This is a genomic window from Pseudoalteromonas sp. PS1M3 (genome assembly GCF_016865405.1).
Classification (GTDB): domain Bacteria; phylum Pseudomonadota; class Gammaproteobacteria; order Enterobacterales; family Alteromonadaceae; genus Pseudoalteromonas; species Pseudoalteromonas marina.
Genome location: NZ_AP022624.1, coordinates 780422 through 801286 on the forward strand (window position 1 = coordinate 780422; position 20865 = coordinate 801286).

17 protein-coding genes are annotated in these 20865 nt (G+C 39.4%); 9 read left to right on the forward strand and 8 right to left on the reverse strand.

What is annotated here, in order from left to right; translation table 11 throughout:
* The first annotated feature begins 37 nt into the window (after window positions 1–37).
* Both PS1M3_RS03635 and PS1M3_RS03640 read left to right on the forward strand, forming a co-directional pair.
* Window positions 38–1390, forward strand: a complete 1353-nt coding sequence (locus PS1M3_RS03635) for a magnesium transporter (RefSeq protein WP_203986306.1) — start codon at window positions 38–40, stop codon at window positions 1388–1390.
* Between the two features lie 21 nt (window positions 1391–1411).
* Window positions 1412–2479 carry a DUF21 domain-containing protein gene (locus PS1M3_RS03640; protein ID WP_138740219.1) on the forward strand — a complete coding sequence of 356 codons (1068 nt, stop codon included), beginning with the start codon at window positions 1412–1414 and terminating at the stop codon, window positions 2477–2479.
* 119 nt (window positions 2480–2598) lie between these two features.
* On the opposite strand, the gene PS1M3_RS03645 is transcribed toward PS1M3_RS03640, so the two are convergent.
* Entirely contained in the window at window positions 2599–3207 is a 609-nt protein-coding gene (locus PS1M3_RS03645) for a TIGR04211 family SH3 domain-containing protein (RefSeq protein WP_006791519.1), read from the reverse strand.
* A gap of 214 nt (window positions 3208–3421) precedes the next feature.
* Between PS1M3_RS03645 and PS1M3_RS03650 the strand changes: the two genes are divergently transcribed.
* Window positions 3422–4945, forward strand: a complete 1524-nt coding sequence (locus tag PS1M3_RS03650) for a CYTH and CHAD domain-containing protein (protein ID WP_138740218.1) — start codon at window positions 3422–3424, stop codon at window positions 4943–4945.
* Window positions 4945–5637: an START domain-containing protein gene (locus PS1M3_RS03655; RefSeq protein ID WP_138740232.1), complete on the forward strand. Its 693-nt coding sequence runs from the start codon at window positions 4945–4947 to the stop codon at window positions 5635–5637. The genes PS1M3_RS03650 and PS1M3_RS03655 overlap by 1 nt, the downstream gene beginning before the upstream one ends.
* A gap of 74 nt (window positions 5638–5711) precedes the next feature.
* On the opposite strand, the gene PS1M3_RS03660 is transcribed toward PS1M3_RS03655, so the two are convergent.
* Window positions 5712–7223, reverse strand: coding sequence for a S10 family peptidase (locus tag PS1M3_RS03660; protein ID WP_203986308.1), 1512 nt, complete (start codon window positions 7221–7223; stop codon window positions 5712–5714).
* A 391-nt stretch (window positions 7224–7614) separates the two neighbouring features.
* On the opposite strand from PS1M3_RS03660, the gene PS1M3_RS03665 reads away from it, so the two are divergent.
* The 4 genes from PS1M3_RS03665 (at window position 7615) to mrcB (ending at window position 13113) form a co-directional block, all read left to right on the forward strand.
* Window positions 7615–8838: a response regulator gene (locus PS1M3_RS03665; protein ID WP_006791513.1), complete on the forward strand. Its 1224-nt coding sequence runs from the start codon at window positions 7615–7617 to the stop codon at window positions 8836–8838.
* A 211-nt stretch (window positions 8839–9049) separates the two neighbouring features.
* Window positions 9050–9388: a P-II family nitrogen regulator gene (locus tag PS1M3_RS03670; RefSeq protein WP_004587162.1), complete on the forward strand. Its 339-nt coding sequence runs from the start codon at window positions 9050–9052 to the stop codon at window positions 9386–9388.
* Window positions 9389–9397: 9 nt separating this feature from the next.
* On the forward strand, window positions 9398–10627 hold the full coding sequence (locus tag PS1M3_RS03675) for an ammonium transporter (RefSeq protein WP_006791512.1): 1230 nt from the start codon (window positions 9398–9400) through the stop codon (window positions 10625–10627).
* Between the two features lie 143 nt (window positions 10628–10770).
* Window positions 10771–13113, forward strand: a complete 2343-nt coding sequence (mrcB, locus tag PS1M3_RS03680; RefSeq protein ID WP_203986311.1) for a penicillin-binding protein 1B — start codon at window positions 10771–10773, stop codon at window positions 13111–13113.
* A 40-nt stretch (window positions 13114–13153) separates the two neighbouring features.
* Here mrcB and PS1M3_RS03685 read toward each other — a convergent pair whose 3' ends face one another.
* The 5 genes from PS1M3_RS03685 to PS1M3_RS03705 all read right to left on the reverse strand — a co-directional run bounded on the left by PS1M3_RS03685 (window position 13154) and on the right by PS1M3_RS03705 (window position 19753).
* A complete protein-coding gene (locus PS1M3_RS03685) occupies window positions 13154–14995 on the reverse strand; it encodes a methyl-accepting chemotaxis protein (protein ID WP_138740214.1) in 1842 nt (613 codons plus the stop codon).
* A gap of 178 nt (window positions 14996–15173) precedes the next feature.
* Complete coding sequence (gene hemL, locus PS1M3_RS03690) at window positions 15174–16454, reverse strand: glutamate-1-semialdehyde 2,1-aminomutase (RefSeq protein WP_010556989.1); 1281 nt, start codon at window positions 16452–16454, stop codon at window positions 15174–15176.
* A 33-nt stretch (window positions 16455–16487) separates the two neighbouring features.
* Window positions 16488–17504 carry an aspartate carbamoyltransferase gene (locus tag PS1M3_RS03695; RefSeq protein ID WP_006791507.1) on the reverse strand — a complete coding sequence of 339 codons (1017 nt, stop codon included), beginning with the start codon at window positions 17502–17504 and terminating at the stop codon, window positions 16488–16490.
* Between the two features lie 116 nt (window positions 17505–17620).
* On the reverse strand, window positions 17621–18055 hold the full coding sequence (locus tag PS1M3_RS03700; RefSeq protein WP_006791506.1) for a CopD family protein: 435 nt from the start codon (window positions 18053–18055) through the stop codon (window positions 17621–17623).
* Between the two features lie 15 nt (window positions 18056–18070).
* Entirely contained in the window at window positions 18071–19753 is a 1683-nt protein-coding gene (locus PS1M3_RS03705) for a chloride channel protein (RefSeq protein ID WP_006791505.1), read from the reverse strand.
* Window positions 19754–20075: 322 nt separating this feature from the next.
* On the opposite strand from PS1M3_RS03705, the gene erpA reads away from it, so the two are divergent.
* Window positions 20076–20414 (forward strand): iron-sulfur cluster insertion protein ErpA, encoded by a 339-nt coding sequence (erpA, locus tag PS1M3_RS03710; RefSeq protein WP_006791504.1) that lies wholly within the window; start codon window positions 20076–20078, stop codon window positions 20412–20414.
* Between the two features lie 44 nt (window positions 20415–20458).
* Here erpA and PS1M3_RS03715 read toward each other — a convergent pair whose 3' ends face one another.
* Window positions 20459–20647: a hypothetical protein gene (locus PS1M3_RS03715; protein WP_006791503.1), complete on the reverse strand. Its 189-nt coding sequence runs from the start codon at window positions 20645–20647 to the stop codon at window positions 20459–20461.
* Between the last annotated feature and the right edge of the window lie 218 nt (window positions 20648–20865).

Genomic DNA, 20865 nt, shown 5'->3' on the forward strand with positions numbered 1-20865 from the left:
TGTAAATAATGTGCTTTTTAATTTTAAGGTTTTTTTAATGATTGAGTATCCGGTAGATCAGCTTCCACAACTCATAAACGACTTACTGCAATGCGACACCACAGAACGTAAGAATAAACTGTTGATCGACGCACAAAGCACACTTTCTACAGAGCATCTATCTTTATTGTTTGAAGCAATACCCAAAGAGCAGCGACTCGAAATTTGGCAATTGCTTGACGAAGATACACAGCATGAAATTTTTGTAAATTTAAGCCCTGACAGTTGTTTATGGTTACTGCAAACACTTGATGACAGTGATGCATTTAAATTACTTGATGAAGTAAATGTAGAAGAGCTACTCGAATTAGAAGAAGTTATACCTGAGCGGTTTGTCGACTATGCAAAAAAGCAATTAGATGAAGCGCAAACCAAGCAGTACGATTTAGCACAGCAATACCCACCAGAACAATTAGGTCACTGGCTAGGTTTTGATATTTTAAAGGTGTCTGACAAGTTAACCGCTGGTGGTGCAAAAAAACTTTTATTCAAAGGTGTACCGCAATACAGCGAAGTTATTTATTTAGTGACCCGCAAAGGCAGTTTAATTGGTGAAGTGGCCATTAACGATGTTATTAAAGCACACGATAACGATAATTTAATGACACTGGCAAATCATGATTTTTCATCATTGCATGCAGACGATGATTTATATGAAGCTGCTGAAGTCGTAATTCACTCTGAGAAAATGGCTATGCCGGTTGTAAATTCAGATAATAAATTATTAGGGCGATTAACAATTGCCTCTGCTTACGAACTTCGCCAAGAAATAACCGATGAAGCCACCGCAAAGGCCGGTGGTTTACGAGAGGACGAAGATTTATTTGCCAGTGTGCGAAAAAGTGCCAAAAACCGTGGTATTTGGCTAGGTATAAACTTGGCCACTGCATTTTTAGCATCGTGGTTCATTGGTTTATTTGGCGCCACTATAGAACAAGTGGTTGCTTTAGCGGTGCTTATGCCGGTTGTAGCCTCAATGGGAGGAATTGCGGGTAGTCAAACATTAACCGTTATCGTGCGTGGTTTGGCTTTGGGGCAGGTGACTGATTCAAACCGCAATGCGTTACTTAAAAAAGAACTAAGAGTCGGGGCTGTTAACGGTTTAGTGTGGGCATTTGTAATTGGTTTACTCACCTACTTATGGTTTAACGATTTGATGTTAAGTGTAACGATTACAGTCGCTATTTTATTAAACTTAGTAGCGGCCTCGCTCGCGGGCGTTGTAATACCATCGATTTTAGACAAAATGAAAATAGATCCAGCGTTATCTGGCTCTGTTATTTTAACAACGGTTACCGACATTGTTGGGTTTGTGACCTTTTTAGGTTTAGGCAGTTTGTTGCTGCTATAAACTTTTTAACAGGAAAATAAAATGACGTTTGATGTCATGATTTGGTGTGCTATTGCTCTGTGTATTTCGCAATCGGCAATATTTTCGGGCTTGAATTTGGCGTTCTTTTCGTTAAGCCGATTACAGCTTGAAATGGAAAGTTCAAAAAGAAACGAAGCGGCAATTAAGGTTATGGCACTTCGTAACGACTCTAACTTTTTACTAGCAACCATTTTGTGGGGTAACGTGGGTATTAACGTTTTACTCACGTTGCTCTCTGATTCTGTATTAATGGGCGCTAGCTCGTTTTTATTCTCAACGATTGCGATTACGATAATCGGTGAGATAACACCTCAAGCTTATTTTTCTCGTAATGCATTAAAAATGGCGAGTATGCTTTCGCCATTAATAAAGTTTTATCAAGTTTTGTTTTATGTTGTTGCTAAACCAACGGCCTTGGTACTTGATGCATGGCTGGGCAAAGAAGGTATTACCTATTTTGCTGAAAGCGAGCTTAGAGGAATAATACGTAAACACATTGAGGCAGAAGAAGCTGATGTGCAACATGTTGAAGGTATTGGTGCACTTAACTTTTTTAGCTTAGACGAAATCAGTGTAACTAAAGAAGGGGAAATAATTGATCCAGATTCTATAATCTCTTTACCTACTAAACTTGATTTACCTATTTTTCCTGAACTGACATTATCAGCCGATAATGAGTTTTTACGTAAATTACACAAATCGGGCTATAACTGGGTAATTTTGACTAACAACGATGGGTGGCCGTTATTAGTGGTTGATGCAGATGGTTTTTTAAGATCAGCATTATTTGAGCCAGATATTTTTGACCCTTACCATTTTTGCCACAGACCTATTATTGTAACGGATGAAACACTGCGTTTAAGTGAGGTTATTTTAAAAATACGCGCAAATCATTCGCTCGATAAATCGTTTGATGGTGCTATTGATCACGACGTTGTGCTGGTATGGGGTGATGAGAAGCGTATTATTACTGGTGCTGATATATTCGGTCGTTTATTAAAGGGAATGAATGCGCCAAAGTTAGAGATGAACGAAAATAAAGAAGTACAGCCGCTGGTAAAATCGTAAGTTAATCTATTTTTTTATAGTTAAGCCAGTGCTATATATGCATAGCTCAATATTTGATATGCGAATAAAAAAGCCGCTAATAGCGGCTTTTTTATTGAACCAACATTCATTCAATTAATTTATGCCCAGCCTTCGTAACGCTTACGGCGCGACAAAACAATGGTTAAAATAATTCCCAAAAACAACCCTAAAAATGCAATCGCACCGCCGTAGGTAAGTAGTTGTCGTTTTTCTTTTGAACTAGCGGCTTCTTTTTGCGTGCGCTCTTGCGCGAGTGTTGTTTGCAGGCTTGTAATTTGCGCTGATAATTGCAGGTTTTGATCGGTTAAGGTTTGATTTTGCTTTTGTAGCTGCGGTAGTTCTATTTGAGCAAGGCGTAAATTTTCCTGCATGGTGCTCATTTCGCTGCTTAAAACTTGGTATTGTTGATGTAACCCAGGTGTAGTAGAAATAAATTTAGTTTCAATCCAACCTTCGCGGTCTTTATCGTCTTTTATTTTAATAAAGCCGTTTTCTTCGCTAGATAGTACGGTTATTTTTGTTCCTGCGTCTACAGAGCCAAGTAGTCGATAATTTTTGCTCGCGCCTGAACGCATAAATGTATACAAATTATCAATAACGTAAGCGGTATTTGCATCTGATGAGCTCGCTGTTTGTGCTTCATCTTGTGCGTAGCTTATAAACGTAGTGGCTGTTAAAAGTAGCCCGAATAAACAATGTTTTAGCATTTATCTACCTTGTTGTTCTTACTGAGTCCGTTATGAACATGGTTTTTTAATTCACATATAATGCAAGATAGTAGGGATTTAGCCTTTTAAAAGCAAGGCTGATATTGTAACCCTGACATGATTAAAGCACTTAATAAGCCTAAAAAATTTGCATTGTTAGAGCGCTTTGTTTATTTTGACCACTTATTTATTTTAAAGGTAATCCGCAGACCGAATGGATACTGAGATAGAACTGAAATTTTTGGTATCAGATGCCGTTGTCCCACTGATCCCCTCACTAATTACTCAATTTGCTAAAACGGTTATAAATAAACCATCGCGTAGTTTGCAAAATGCCTATTACGATACGCCAAGCCGTGAACTTCGAGCACTTGATATTGGCTTTAGAACCCGTTGTTCTGACAATCAGTGCGAACAAACTATCAAGCTTGCCGGCGAAGTTGTAGGGGGCCTTCATCAGCGCCCAGAATATAACTTACCCATTGATTCCAGCCGCCCTAACTTAATGGCGTTTAGTGCTGATATTTGGCCACATGGCATGCAAGTAGATGCAATTTCACAAAATTTGTATCCTATTTTCAGCACTAACTTTATTCGCCGTACGTGGTTAATTGAAACGCAAGCTGGTGCAAAAATTGAAGTGGTGCTTGATAAAGGCGAAATTGCAGCCTCTGGGCAAGTTGAGATGATCAGCGAGCTGGAAATAGAATTAATTGAAGGCAGCCGCAATGAGCTGTTTGCTTTGGCTGATATTTTAGTTAGCCAAAACTGTATTCGACTCGGTTTATATTCAAAAGCAGCACGCGGCTACCGTTTAGCCGACGACAATCCGCTTAAGCCTAGTAAGTCGATTGGCTTTGTTAAGCTTCCTCGTTCTGCAACCCAAGAAAGCGCTTTAAAAGAAGCAATGAACTTTGGTATTCGGTTTGTGCAAAAGCATGAGCAGTGCTATTTCGATAAACCGAGCTTAAAAACCTTAAAAAGGGTGACTGATGGTATTAGTTTAATTCGCCATACTTTTTGGTTGTTTGACGATATAGTTTCTAAAGACAGTACCGAACAGCTTCGTACCGAGCTTAAGTGGCTTTTGAGTGAGTTAGCATGGGTAGAAAATGCAATTCAGTTAAAAACTTATACGTCAAAGCGTCATGCATTTTATAAAAAAATAAATGCGGCGCCAGCTTTGGCGCAAGTTATTAACGATTTAAAAGAGCTACAGCCTAGTATTGATGACATTAATGCGCTTTTTCATAGTGCTCGTTACAATCGTTTATTGCTCTCGTTAACAACGTGGTTGATTGACAAGCAATGGCGAAAAGATTGGGGGCAGGTAGAGCTCCAAGCTGCAGAAAATCCAGTGTCTTCTATTGCTGAAAGATTGTTTAATAAAGACTGGAAAAACCTACATCAATTATTGCCTAAAGAGCAAACGCTAGGTGTACTTGACTACCTTAATTTAAGAATGCAGCTTGAAAACAGCTTGCTAAGTGGTAATTGCTTAGGATCGATGTTCGATAAAGAAGAACGTCTTGAGTTTAGGTTGCCGTGGTTAGATATTTCGCATGGTGTTTATGAACTCAGTACCCTAGAGTACTTAAAGCAATTATGCGCAGGTCAAGACGATGAGCACCTTGCAAAAATTCAATCTTGGTTGGAGCAAAAGTCTGAATATTTAGTCAGTGCAATGGAGCAAAGTAGACTTGCTTCGTATGACATAGCGCCTTATTGGCAAAAATGATGATAAAGCACTTTTGTAAGTTAACCCCTATGCAAAAGTGCATTAGTTTATTAATTATTTTGTTAAGCTTTAATACTTACTCTGAGCCCCGTTGGCAATTATACAAAAACGAGCAAGGAGTAAATATTGAATATCAGCAATTCTCTAATGATACGTTTATTGTAAAAGGTCAGCTTAATATTGAAGATGTAACAGCCAATGACTTTTTAGACTTATTAAGTGATACGCGTATTGCTTCAAGCTGGCTTGAAAACACGTCTAAAGTACGTGTAATTAAAGCTTTAAGCCCTTCAGAAAACCTTGTTTATAGTTATATCGACTCCCCTTGGCCAGTGGCAAACCGTGATGCCGTTACCTATTCGTGTTACTCAAGACTCTCTCCTCAGCAAACCAAGCTTTCTATTGAATCGCGTCCTAAAGAGTTACCAGTCACTAAGCGGGTAGTTAGAATAAAAACGCTAAACGCACATTGGTTACTTACACAAAAGGGCGAAGATTTAAATATTGAGTATCAGGTTTACGCTTTACCAGGGGGAAATATACCAACGTGGCTATACAATAAAGTGGGTCTTAAAAGTACCTTCAAAACGCTCGTTAACTTACGGACAATGTTAGAAACTAAAAGCTACACCGCAATCGAACCGGTTATTAAAGTTGGAAGTTGTAATTTACGCGAACTAACCGTTAAATAAGTTATTGTAAAACTGGAAGGGTGTTCACCTATAAATGACTCAGGTACGCCATTTATAGGTGGTTGATCAATATTTTAATATTTGGCTGCTTTAGAATCTTTAGGCAGTGAGTTTTGTATAAACTCCCTTAAGTCGTTATTTGAGCTTTCTAAATCAGCATGGCGAAGGTACATCATGTGCCCACTTCTGTAGCCTTTAAAGCTTAGACGGTCTTTCATTTTTCCACTTGGATCTAATTGCCACATTGTGTATTTGGCATCAAAGTAATTAGTTGCACCATCGTAATAACCCGCCTGTACCATTACATTCAAGTAAGGGTTTTGAGCCATCGCAAGACGAAGGTTTTCACCGGTATTATTGCCACTTCTATCCCAAGGATGAACGTTACCAAATAAGTTATATTTGATGTCGGTTTTATAGTTTAACTCCTCGCGTAGGTAGTAATTAATCGCAGGCGTAAAAGAGTGCAACCATGAAGTCAGCTCTGCCCAGTAATCAGGTGAGTCACCAGCATCGCGTTTGTCTATACCTAGGTAGCGAGAGTCTAAACGGCCGACTGTTTGTCCTCGGTCACGCAATAATTCTTTCCAGAAGAATTGTGTAGGGATATCGAGGTTGTTTTGCTCGACAAAGGTTTCTGAAAGGCCTGCATACTCAGCCATTTTTTTAATAATACGACGCTTTTCGTCTTGCGCTAAAAAACCGCCTTTTGCTAATGCGGGTATTAGTTCATTTAAAGTAAATTGCTCAACTTCAGGAAGGAGTTCATCTAAGTCTTTTGCTTGTAAGTCGGCGTTTAGTGCTTTGTGATACCACGCAGTGGCTGCAAAGTACGGCAAGCGATTTGCCGCTTTAACGGGGCCTTCGCGTTTAATACCAATGTCTGTTGGTGACACTAATACAACACCGTTGATATACATCCATTGGCTATTTTGTAATTCATGTGCAAGGCCTGATACGCGCGTTGTGCCATAACTTTCGCCAATTAAAAACTTTGGAGAGCGCCAACGTTCTGTTCTGTTTACAAAAGTATTTAACCACTCGCCAAGGTATTTGATGTCGGCGTTAACGCCAAAAAACATGTCTTTTTGTTGAGCTTTAGAAAGCATTTCGCCTTTTTCGTTTTCAATAACTCGCGAATAGCCAGTATTTACTGGGTTTACGTAAACAATGTCGGCAACATCAAGCACAGAGTACGGGTTGTCTTTTACACCATAGGGCTGAATAGGATAGCCTTCATCATCAATTTTTAATACGCGAGGGCCTGTGTAGGCTAAGTGCATCCAAACTGAGGCTGAGCCAGGGCCACCATTAAAAGAAATGAGCAATGGGCGTTTGGCTCTATCATCAACTTTATCGCGCGTGTAATACGTGTATTGTAGTGTAGCAACGGCATCACCTTTGTCGTCCCATACGGGTTGAGTGCCTGTTGCAACCGTATAATTAAAGCGTTGACCATTAATTTTAGCTTTGTGTTGGGTGACTACTTTACTGTCTACATCAATACGGCGCTGATTATCAGCATCAGCAAGCGGGCTGAGCATTAATGCAAAAACCGTGATTGGTAAAATACGACTAAGCTTCATGAGGTGTCCTTATTATATTTGATAACGTATTAAAGATAAAAATAAGTGAAATAACAAAAGTAATGAGACTAGCTGCCGATATTATTGGTTGAGTTAATTAACATAAGCCGATAAGTAAAATAATCAATTATTTATGGTGTAAATTTTTGTTTAATTATTTAGCTAAGAATTAAAATCGGGTATATTTGCCAGCAAGTTTGTTTTTATTACAATTATTGATTTACAAGCTGGTTAATGGAATGTGCTTTAATATTTAAAGCGTTAAATAACAATGGCTCTGGGATGTTTTTTATTTACTTATTTTTGCTGCTTAAAGTGTGGTACCAGTAAGTTTTATTATTTTGTGTTTGCAGCAGATGTTGCAAAAATAATGAGAACAAAGAGAAGGTCTATGCAAAGAGTATTAGTGGTTGAAGACAGTAAAGTAGTCCAGCAGGTTTTACGCCACTTAACCGCCCAGTATTTAGATGTTGCCGTTGATTTTGCCTGGTCATTAGCTGAATGCCAGGAGCACGTAGAAAAGTATGACTATTCCCTAGCACTTGTTGACTTAACTCTCCCCGATGCCCCAAATGGCGAAGTTGCCAAATATACACTTTCTAAAGCAATTCCTACGGTTGTGCTTACATCAAAGATAGACGAGTACAAACGTCAGCAAATGCTAGAAGATGGTGTGGTAGATTACGTTATAAAAGATAACCGTGATTCTTATCATTATGCCGTTAAATTGGTTTCTCAACTTTTAAGAAACCAAGGTTGTAAGGCATTAATTGCGGACGATTCTATGTTGAGTCGTTCGTTAATGAAGCAAATGCTCGAAAAGCAATTGTTTGATGTAAGCACCGCGAATGACGGCCAGCAAGCGCTTGAAATATTAAAAGCTGATCCTGATATAAAGCTGCTTATGACCGATTACGCTATGCCAACAATGGATGGTTTTGAGCTAGTTAAAGCAGTCCGTAATTTTAGAGGCCGAGACGATTTAGCTGTAATTGGTTTATCTGGAGCAGGCAAGCACGGTTTATCAGCACGCTTTATAAAATATGGCGCAAACGACTTTTTGACTAAACCCTTTATGAATGAAGAGTTTCATTGCAGGGTGTTGCAAACAATGGAGCAGTTATCACTGATTGCAGATATCAAAGAAAGTGCTTTTAGAGATCACTTAACCGGTTTATACAATCGACGTTATTTTTATCAATATGCTGAAAAGTTATTAAAAAATCAAAATCAAAATAATACGCTAGCGCTACTCGACGTAGACTTTTTTAAAAATATAAACGATACATTTGGTCACGAAGGCGGCGATCAGGCGCTTAAGCAGGTTGGGTCTCTTATTCGCTCAACTTTTGCAAAATTTACTGTAGCAAGGGTGGGTGGTGAAGAATTTGCTATTGTTCTACCAGATATCGATTTAGCCAGAGCACGCGAATATTTAGAAGCGTTTAGAAAAAAAATGGCGAGTTACGATTTTTCTATTAGTGACAAGTCTTGCACGATAACAGCGAGTATTGGGCTTGCAGAGTTTCAAAATACCAATTTAAAAGATGCAATGCGTGTTGCCGACAAAGCGTTATACGAAGCAAAAAGCAAAGGCAGAAACTGTATCGGGTAACTTTTTATATTATAGCGCAATTTGGGGGGCGTTTTTATATGTGCACCAATGTAGCTGAGTTGTTAAAAAAACGCACCTAAATGGTGCGTTTTTTTATGGTGAGTTCAGCTTTAAAGGTTAAGTTATTGTTTTTAAGTTAAATTAAATAGTGGCACAAAGGTTGGATTATGTTACCCAACAGGATAACAATAAAGAGTCCGAGGGGGCCGCTATGAAAATGATTAGTGCAATCATAAAACCATTTAAATTAGATGATGTGCGTGAAGCGCTCGCTGATTTAGGAATTGAGGGGATGACTGTAGTTGATGTTAAAGGTTTTGGACGTCAACGAGGTCATACAGAGTTATATCGTGGTGCAGAGTACCAAGTCGATTTTATTCCAAAGATCAAACTTGAAATTGCAACTCGTACAGAAAATTGTCAGCGCGTTGTTGAAGCAATCACAAAAATTGCATCAACAGGCAAAATTGGTGACGGCAAAATTTTTGTGTACGACTTAGATCAAATAGTTCGTATCCGTACTGGCGAACTTGACGAAGAGGCAATTTAAGAGGGGCTTATGGAAAATACAATTGTAGAACTTAAATTTTCACTCGATACATTTTACTTTTTGATATCGGGTATATTAGTTATGTGGATGGCTGCGGGTTTTGCCATGTTAGAAGCGGGCTTAGTTCGTTCTAAAAACACCACTGAAATTTTAACTAAAAACATAGCGCTTTATTCAATCGCGTGTACCATGTTTTTGTTAGTTGGTTACAACATTATGTATGTAGACAACGCTGAGGGCGGAATTATGCCATCGCTGGGCGCGTTAATTGGTACGCAAGCTGCTGATGCCGACCACTCTTTAGAGTCTGACTTTTTCTTCCAAGTAGTTTTCGTTGCAACAGCCATGTCAATTGTATCTGGTGCGGTTGCTGAACGAATGAAACTATGGGCTTTCTTAGCATTTACTGTTGTTTTAACTGGTTTTATCTACCCAATGGAAGGTTACTGGACATGGGGCGGTGGTTTCTTGTCTGAAATGGGCTTTGTTGATTTTGCAGGGTCTGCCATTGTTCATGGTGCAGGTGCAGCAGCAGCACTCGCTGGTGTAATTTTACTAGGTGCTCGTAAAGGTAAATACGGAAAAAATGGTGAAGTATATCCAATTCCAGGTTCTAACTTACCGCTTGCTACTTTAGGTACATTTATTTTGTGGATGGGTTGGTTTGGTTTTAACGGTGGTTCACAGTTATTACTTTCTGATAAAGAAAACGCAACGGCTGTAGGTCAAATCTTACTTAACACTAACGCGGCTGCGGCAATGGGTGCAATTGCAGCACTATTTGTATGTAAAGTATTATGGGGCAAAGCTGATTTAACAATGGTACTTAATGGTGCGTTAGCGGGCTTAGTTGTTATTACTGCAGACCCTCTTTCACCTTCCCCATTAATGGCTTGTCTACTAGGCTTACTAGGTGGTTCATTAGTTGTATTTAGCATTATAGCTTTAGATAAAATTAAGATTGATGACCCAGTAGGTGCTATTTCTGTACACGGTGTATGTGGTGCACTAGGTATTATGCTGGTTCCACTTTCAAACGGTGATGCAAGCGTTATTAATCAGTTAATCGGCTTAGTAACTATCTTGGCATTTGTTTTTGTAGCATCGCTTATTGTGTGGGCTATATTAAAATACACAATGGGTATACGTGTTACAGAAGAAGAAGAGCTTAACGGTATGGATCAACACGACTGTGGTGTAGAAGCTTACCCTGAGTTTGTATCTGTTCGTAATAACTAAATTTATATAGTGTGTTCATCAAAGCTCTACTTTAGGTAGAGCTTTTTTCGTTTCAGGGAAGGTTAATTTTTCAGGTGTTAGGGTTATGGCCAATATGCTAAGCTCCCCTTTGTAAATAAACCGTTGGAACACATTACACTTACATGGCTGATAATAAAAAAACACCTAGTAGTAAAACCCCTTCAAAGCGTGCAACGAAAGCAAGCAGTTCGCCACGTAAAGCTAAACCCAAATCTACAAAAAAAACGGCAACTACTGTTGTTAAACGCTCATTTATGAGAAAAACATGGTCAGTTTTTTGGAAGCTGAGTTTGGCTGTTTTTATTGCTATGGCCATGTACTTTATTTATTTAGATTCAAAAACCACACGTGTATTTGAAGGAAATAAATGGCAACTCCCGGCTCAAGTGTATGCGCGTGCAATGCAGTTTTACCCAGGGCAATTTTTATCAAGTCAAGAAGTAGAATTTGAGCTCGAACGTCTAAATTATTCATCTGTTAATAGGCTCAGCCGGACCGGCCAATACGTAAAAACGGCTGATAGCATTAAAATTTACCGACGAGAGTTTGAATTTTATGATGGGCTGGAGAAGTCTAAGATTGTTGAACTGCGTTTTGCGGGACAAAAGGTAGCCTCTGTAAAAGATAAATTTGGTAGGCGCTTGAACAATGCTCGATTAGAACCTGTTCAGATAGCCCGCATTGGTAACGATTCGAAGCAAGATAGAGAATTTGTTCCCCTTGATAAGTTTCCTGCTATGTTAAAAGACACTTTGCTAGTGGTGGAAGACCGTAATTTTTATGAACACCACGGTGTATCTGTTTTTTCTATTTTACGCGCTCTATATACCAATATTAGAGCAGGGCGCACAGTCCAAGGTGGTAGCACGTTAACGCAGCAACTCGCTAAAAATATATATTTAACCCGTGAACGTTCGCTGCTGCGAAAAATCAATGAGGCATTTATTGCGCTTATTCTTGATTATCGTTACTCAAAAGACCAAATATTAGAGGCCTACTTAAACGAGGTTTATTTAGGGCAATCTTATAACCAAGGCGTGCATGGCATGGGCTTGGCGTCTGAGTTTTATTTTTCAAAACCAGTAGATGAGCTTGAATACGATCAAATAGCGTTGCTAGTAGCGATGGTGAAAGGGCCGTCTTATTACAACCCTCGCCGCTACAAAGAGCGCACTATGGAGCGTCGCGATTTAGTACTTCGCCTCATGGTTGAAAATAAATTAATAAGCACAAAAGAATACCGAGCATCCCTTAAGCGCTCAATTGACATTGCGCCAATGAAAGAAAGTTTACAAAAATCATACCCAGGGTATTTAGAACTGGTGAACCGTGAATTAAACAAATTACTACCCGATCAGCAGATACTAGATGCTGGTGTTAGGGTGTTTACTTACTTTGATTTACAAAAACAAACAGCAATGGAAAACTCGGTTGAGAAAAGCTTACCTTATTTAGAGAAACGCCCTAAAACAGATAAGCTTGAGGTTGCTATGATCTCTGTAAATTCAGATAAAGGTGGCGTATCGGCCCTTGTAGCAGGGCGTGACGTTCGATATTCAGGCTTTAATAGAGTGCTAGATACAAAAAGAAATATAGGGTCTTTAGTTAAGCCTGCAGTTTATTTAACAGCACTACAATCACCAAATTATAATTTAGCCACATTACTTGATGATTCGCCGTTACAGGTAACAAACGAAGAAGGTAATGTATGGCAGCCTGAAAATTTTGATCGCCAATACCGTGGTGCAATCCCGCTTTATCAAGCATTTAGTAATAGTATTAATATACCTGCTGTTAATTTAGGCTTAGATATAGGAGTGGAAAAAGTTGCAAACACGCTTAAATCACTCGGAGTGGAAGATCAAATAGATGAATACCCGTCTTTACTCTTAGGTGCTTTAGAGTTATCTAGTTTTGATGTTGCCCAGCTTTACACCACCATAGCAAATGACGGTGAGTATAAGAAGTTGACGTCTATATCAGCACTTACTGACTCTGTAGGTAACGTGCTATACAAACATCAAGTAAGTGCAGAGCCTCGTTTTGATGAAGCCTCTGTGTACATGACCAAATATGCAATGAAGCGTGTAACAAAAGACGGCACAGCAAAGCGGTTAAACTTACACTTTCCGTCTATTCAACTAGCTGGTAAAACAGGGACTAGCAATGATTTACGTGACAGCTGGTTTGCAGGGTTTGATCAAAACACGGTAACCGTTGCATGGCTTGGCCGCGATGATAATAAAAGCACCGGTTTAACTGGCAGTGTCGGGGCGCTAGAAGCCTATATCCGTTATTTAAAACCACTCAACCCACAAGCCATTGCAGATACTCGCCCCCCTTCAATCCGTTGGGCCTTTGTAAACGAGCACACAGGTAAACAAGCTCCTCCAGGGTGTGGGAAAGTGATACAGCTTCCATTAAGAGTGAGTGAATTTGAGCCAAGGCCTCGCTGTATAAATTGATAACTCAAATAACAAAGCCGCTATTTATAGATATTAAAAGTTAAGACTTAAAAAAGCGCATTGACGTTGTTAAATCATTCGATAAGCGTGAAAGCTGCTCGGCGTCTTGCAGCGTTGATTGCGCTGACACTAATGTATGATCAGCTAAGTTATTAACTTCTTGCGAGTCATTAAGTGCCTGAGTCGTCGCATTGGCTTGCTGTTTAACTCGTTCAGCGATGACCTCGCCTTGATGCTTTATATCCCCCATACTACTTTCTGCGCTTTGCAGTACTGTGTTTGTTTGGTTTGCGGCTTCGACAGATAACTCCATTTTTTCAACGCTTGAACGCATTTTAATTTGTGTATCGTCAGATGCCTTTTGCAGTGAGCTAATAATTTGGTGAATTTCTTGTGTTTGTGTTTGTGTGCGTAATGCAAGTGTTCTTACTTCGTCTGCGACCACCGCAAAACCACGTCCGTGTTCACCCGCTCTAGCTGCTTCTATTGCAGCATTGAGTGCTAATAGGTTTGTTTGGTCGGCAATTTCACTGATCCCTTTACTTACTTTACTAATTTCTTGGCTATCTTGAGCTAGTCGGTCAAGTGCTTGCTGACTTTCGGTAAACTCCATTTTTAAATCTTGCATGTATTGAGCAAGCTCCATGGTATTGCTCGACCCCTGTTTTACATGCTCAGCGGCATTTTGTGCAGTAAGTGTTGCCTGATGGGCTGATTCTTCAATTGTATGTGCAGTTTGCGCCATGTCACTTAATGCATGGCTAATTGCATTTACCCGCGTTTGCTGTTTTATTACGTCGTCACTGGTTTGACTACTGGCATGCGAAAGAGACTGAGTGGCATCGCATAACTCTTTGGTACTGGCTTTAACATCTGAAAGTAGATGTGAAAAGGCATTGAGTAGGGCGTTGTATTGCTCAGCAATAACGCTCATTTCGTCACTCCCGATTGAGTTAAGGGTTGCCTTTAAGTCACCGTTAGCTGCTTTAGTGGCTGCTTTAGTGAAGCGACTTATGGTGTCAACGACTGCAAAATAAAACCCAACCATTAAATAAAGAGCAAACAGTAAACTTATTATAGAGGCAATCAGAACAGTGTTTCTGGTCCACTGCTGGGTTTGTATTTTATTACTAATTAACGATTCTAGAGTTGGAATACTGATGTTGATTAAAGCGCTAATATTTTTTTGAACATTGTCAGTGAGTGCTGAAAATTCACGCTGAGTTAACTCTATGTCGTCGGGTTCCAGTAGTTTTTTATCTATCGCGTTCTTGAATGCTGAGACTGATTTTTGTAGTTCATTTAAAGTGGGAGAGAGCGCTTTATTTACCGATTTATCCGCTGACGTTGAAATAGCTAGTGTTTTTAAAAGTTGCTGCTCAAATTGGGGTAACGATTTACTTAGGTTTGAAAGTGTAATAAAGGTATCTGGAGTAAATTGGTTATTGTTCAGTACTGTATTTGCGCTCGCGGCAGTTAGGTTTATTTGAGTGATAAAAGCAGGGACACGGGTTACCAATGCACGATTTAAATAGGCGCTGGCAAGTTCGCTATCTAGCGCTAAATTAGATTGAATAGAAACAAGCTCAAGTACATCGTCTACTTCGCTGTCTTTAATTTTAAAGCCCAGCGAGCGTGCCACATTTATATTTTTATCGGTTGTCCCTTGTATTTGATTGGTAAGTATTGCCCGATAGCCTTTTAAACCTTGCTGTTCCATTTTCGACACATCAATACTTTTACTCAATAACGACACCAAAAAAAACATGCTTAGTGCAAGTGGGATCAAGAGAATGCCAAACGTGATGCTTATTTTAGTTTTGTATTTTAGATTCGCCATTAAGCGCATTGCAGGCGCAGCTAACTGCCGTAATCCAGACATAAGACTCTCTTGTATTTAATAAAGTAGGGTGAAGATAAGTAGACCTTGTTACGCTTAATTATCATTCAATTATATCAATTTACAAATAAAAAAGCCCTTAAAGGGCTTTTTCAATCTTTAGTATTGATTGCCTGTTTTAAAAGTAGGTATATAAACCCCGTTTAGGCAATACTTGCGATTAAAGCTTTGCGAAACAACGCTCTGCTGCAGCTATAGTTTCTTGTACTTCCTGTTCCGTGTGCGCAGCACATACAAAACCAGCTTCAAATGCTGATGGCGCAAGGTATACGCCTTCTTCAAGCATAAGATGGAAAAAGCGTTTAAAACGCTCCAGGTCACACTCAGTCGCTTGTTTGTAAGTGGTTACCTTTTCAGCATCAGTAAAGAAAAAGCCATACATGCCGCCCGCGTAGTTTGTTGTAAGTGCGATACCTGCTTTTTTAGCGCCTGCTTCAAAGCCTTCACATATTGCTTTTGAAATAGCTTCTAGTTTGTCGTGTAATCCAGGCTCACTTAATAGCTCTAATGATTTTAAACCTGCAGCCATAGCTATTGGATTACCAGACAGTGTTCCGGCTTGATATACTGGGCCAACAGGAGCTATGTAATCCATAATTTCAGTTTTGCCGCCAAATGCGCCTACCGGCATGCCGCCGCCTATTACTTTACCTAAACATGTTAGGTCAGGTTTTATGTTGTAATACGCTTGTGCACCACCAAGAGCCACACGAAAACCGGTCATTACTTCGTCAAAAATAAGCACTGATTTGTATTCATCACATACTGCGCGCAGGCCTTCTAAAAAGCCTTCAACAGGTGGAATACAGTTCATGTTACCCGCCACCGGCTCAACGATAATACAGGCAATTTCGTCAGCGTATTTTTCAAAAATAGCTTTCACTTCTTCAATGTTATTAAACGATACTGTTAATGTGTGTTTAGCAAAGTCTTCAGGAATACCTGGTGAATTAGGCACGCCCATAGTTAATGCACCCGAGCCCGCTTTAACTAAAAGTGAGTCGGCATGGCCGTGGTAACAGCCTTCAAATTTAAGAATTTTGTCACGATTAGTAAAGCCACGCGCTAGGCGAATTGCGCTCATAGTTGCTTCGGTACCTGAGCTAACCATGCGTACTTTTTCAATTGACGGTACAAGCGCTTTTACTTTCTCAGCCATTAAAATTTCAGCTTCAGTTGGCGCGCCATAGCTAAGGCCGTTTTCAACTGCTTCATGAACCGCTTGTTTTATAGCAGGGTGATTGTGGCCCATGATCATTGGGCCCCACGAACCTACGTAATCGATATAACGATTACCATCAGCATCAAAGGTGAATGCACCTTCAGCTTTTGTGATAAATAATGGTGTGCCACCTACGCCATTAAAAGCGCGCACTGGTGAGTTTACGCCACCAGGAATAGAGGTTTGAGCGCGTTCAAATAAGTCTTGGCTAATTGTCATGAAAAATCCTATAAATTGTCACTTAAAAAAGGGTTAGCTGTCGCGTTTGCGGCTAAACCAAGGCACGTCTACTTCATATTGCTCAACTTTGTTTTCTACGCCGAGCGTCAAAGCAAACAGTGCCATACGAATTAATACGCCGTTTTGTACTTGGCGAAATATAGCTAAATTGTCGTTGCTGTTTAAGTCGTTATCAAGCTCGTTAGCTTCAGTACGACTATCACGAGGAAGCGGATGCATTAGCACTGAATTAGGCTTACAGTGTGCATTATAAATTGACTGGCTAATTCTAAATCCGCCACGGTATTTATTTGCTTCTTCTTGAGATGGAAAGCGTTCTTCTTGAATACGTGTTTGATACACGATATCGGCCGCTAAGTTACCTTCCATTTTGTTCACTAGTTCTATTTTATGGCCAGCATTTTCTACTGCATCTAAAATACTGGTTGGCATTTGCAAGCCATCGGGTGCCACCATTGAAAATTTAACGTTTTTGTAATGGCACAATAGTTTTGATAACGAATGAACAGTACGACCGTATTTTAAATCGCCAACCAAAGCGATGTGCATACCATCAATGTTTTGATCAAAGCGGTGTAACTCACGTTCTATAGTAAGTAAATCTAGCAGTGCTTGAGTGGGGTGTTCATTTGGGCCGTCACCGCCATTAATTACAGGTACGGTACAGCCTTCGGCAAATTCACTAACCGAGCCTGCGTCTGGGTGGCGCATAGCAACCGCATCTGCATAAGCTGAAATAACACGCGCTGTATCGTATAAAGATTCACCTTTAGCAAGAGCTGAACTTTGCATGCCTGTTGTTTCACGCACGCCTCCACCAAGCAGGTTAAACGCGGTTCCAAAACTAACGCGCGTACGTGTGCTGGGTTCAAAAAACAAATTAGCTAAAATGGCGCCCTCAAGCACCGTTGTTTGCTTTTGCTTTTTAGCATAAGGCTCCATCTTTTTTGCTACTGCAAAAATACGTTCAATGCAGTCTCTGTCTAACTGATTAACAGACAGAATATGTTCACCTTGGAAACTTAACATGGGGTTATTCCTAGTTTTTCAAAAGGGCGCGATAATCCATAATATGGGGCACGCAATCGCGCATATTAGATTTTAAGTCGTGTGTAATTAATACGGTATTTTTTATACCAAATAGCTCAAAGGCTCGGTTTAATCACTGCCAGTGCAACTATAATAAGTAATGCAATAACAGGTAATTCATTAAAAATTCGGTAAAAACGATCTGTTTTAGTATTTCTGTCGTGTTTAAAGTCGGCTAGTAATTTAAAGCAGTACGCATGGTATAAATATAAAATTATAACTAGCACTAGTTTATAGTGCAGCCACATACTGTATTTAAACCATTCACGGCCATATTCCACAATCGTTAGTACACCAAAAACAGCCGTTAAAATAGCAAATGGCGTTACAAAATAAAGGAGCCTGCGTTCCATTACTTTTAGCATAGAGTTACATGCACGCTCTTGGCTCATTGCGTGGTAAACAAATAACCGTGGTAAGTAAAAAATGCCTGCAAACCATGCAATCATAAAAAATATATGCAGCGTTTTATAAATCAGTAATGCGCTCATAATAACCCTTATTATTTATAGTAAGCTGTTACGGATGGTTAAAATATGATGAATTTGATCCCAACGTAACAGCCCCATTATTTGTTGATTATCTAACAGGTTGTATACATATAAAGCGCCACTGCGCTTATCTTTTAGTATATCAAAGGCATCAGCTAACGTTGCTTGACTGCTAATACCTTGTAAGTTTACATAGTTCAGGTTGATTGCTTGATCAGACATTAAGCTTAAATCGTATTCTGCAAGTCGATACCCGTTTTCTTCGTCAAACACAATCAATGGAGTTTGGCTGTCCATGGCATCGAGCGTATTTTTTATTTGCTCTTTGTCATTTGAAAACAGCAATTTAAAGTTTTCATCCATATCATCCATTATTCCCACCTTTTGTAGCGCTTCTGTGGCAGGGGAAACATGATAGGGAAGCCCCTGAAAATCAAGTTGCTGCAAAAATATTGAGCGATTACCAAACACTTGTAATGCGGTTACATAAGCTGTTGTTATCACAAGCATCGCTGGAACAATTATTTCTGGCGACGATGTAAGCTCCATTACTGTTGTTAACGCTGCAAGTGGTGCATGTAATGTGGCAGCCATTAACCCAGCCATGCCCAATACACCATAAGTTCCGGCAATATCAGTACCAGGGCTAATAAACTGAGCAAAAAATGCCATCATAGTCCCAACTAAAACACCTAACCCAATAACAGGACCAATTAACCCTCCCGGTATACCCAAACCTATAGCAAATAAAGTTGCTAGTAATTTAGCAATTAAAATAGTGGTGAGTAATTGCACATTATCTGGCGACTCCACCGCAATAGCTATCGCGCTCATGCCAGATCCCATAGCTTGGGGAACGGCATAAGCAATTAAACTTGCGATACAACCTGCAATGAGTAAACGAGGAAACATACTTAAAGGTTTAAATGTTTTAATAATTAACATTAAGTTTTGATTAAAGCTGTATGCAATCGCGCCCAGTGCCATACCGCATAAAATTAAATATGGATAGTGCCAACCACTCAAGGGAGCAATTGTTATGAGTGCAAGTTCTGATCCTCCCCCAAATACGAACTGAGTAGCAAGTGCACCTGTTACTGCAGCAAGCATAATAGGGACAAAAATATGAACTTTGTATTCTCTTAACACGACTTCCATAACAAAAATAACGGCGGCAAGAGGCGTGTTAAAGGATGCTGCAATACCCGCAGCAACACCACAGCCGCTTAATGTACGCATGGCATTGTGTGGTAAGTGGAGTTTATCGGCTAAAATACTGGCGCCCGTTGCTCCCATATGTACCGATGGGCCTTCTCGCCCAACCGAAAAACCACTGATTAATGCCAAAGCACCCCCAACAAATTGGTTGAGTGTATTGTATAAAGGCATTTGCCCGTAATGACGTTTAATACGGTGAATAACGAATGGGATACCTAACCGATAATGTTTGAAACCAGTAAAAGCGGCAAATGACGCAATTAAAAATGCTGCAATTAAAGGCATTAAAACACGTTCAAGAGTTGGCAAGGTTGTAAAGTCGTCTGGGGTTTCTAAAAATAAACTTTGAAAAAATAGAATTGTTAAGCGGAATAAAATGATAAAAAATGCAGCAATTAACCCAGCAACTACGCCTAAAAGGCATAATTGTACAGATGTTTTAGGTTGTGCGAGTCGACGCCTGAGCTGCTCCAGCCACATGCATTTTTTCCTCAGTGCATTTTTCAGCTGTATTTTAGCAAAAGCCAACCACTAAGTCCTTGTGATTTTATAAAATTATTAACTTAAATTAGCTATTTATGGCAAATAATAAAACGAAGTTTTTTTAGTTAAAATAATTGCTCATTTCACATGCCATTAGTTGCATATTAAATTGCTGTTTTTTTTCAGTCGATATAAGCGATATACAGTCATTTTTAATGTATTTATGGGTATAACTTAGAGCAAAGCGTTAATTGACTATACTTGATTAAAACACTCGGGTATTAGATAATCACGCCATTACGATATTGAGGGTTTTAAAATGTCAGAAGAATTACCAATTCAGTTTAGCGATGCAGCAGCTGTTCGTGTTAAACAATTAATCGATGAAGAAGAAAACCCAGAACTAAAACTGCGTGTTTACGTAACGGGTGGTGGATGTTCTGGCTTTCAGTACGGTTTTACTTTTGATGAAAAAGCAAATCCTGGCGATTTAGAAATTGTAAAAAATGGCGTAACGCTAGTGGTTGACCCTATGAGTATTCAATATTTAGTTGACGGTGTAGTTGACTATACTGAGGGCTTAGAAGGTGCACGCTTTTTTGTATCTAACCCGAACGCCACAACCACATGTGGTTGTGGTGCAAGTTTTAGTGTGTAAACACAGACTAATAAAAAAAGCCGCATTAGCGGCTTTTTTTATGCCTATAAATTAGAGGGGGCATACTCTGTGATCTGCATCATCAATACAAAAAAGCCCAGTACAAATGCAGATAGTACTAAAATATACATAAACCCTTTTTTACCTTGCTTAATTGGCACGCCATTATGGCGCAAGAATAAGTACCACCCTGCACATAAAATAATCGGTAATAAAAAAAGAAGCCTGAACATTATGTAACCTTTTTTGTGTTGATTATTGCCTAATATTAAACGAATAACATTAACATGAAATAAATTTGTTATAAAAATGCCTATTTATATTTTTATAATAAAAATATTATTTTTAATGTTTTTGATAACTTAGCTGAAATATTCAGTGTTTGTAAATGTTCACTGGGGTTGATTTTGACTAAGGCGAGCAATTAACTATTTAACCAAAGTGTTAATAG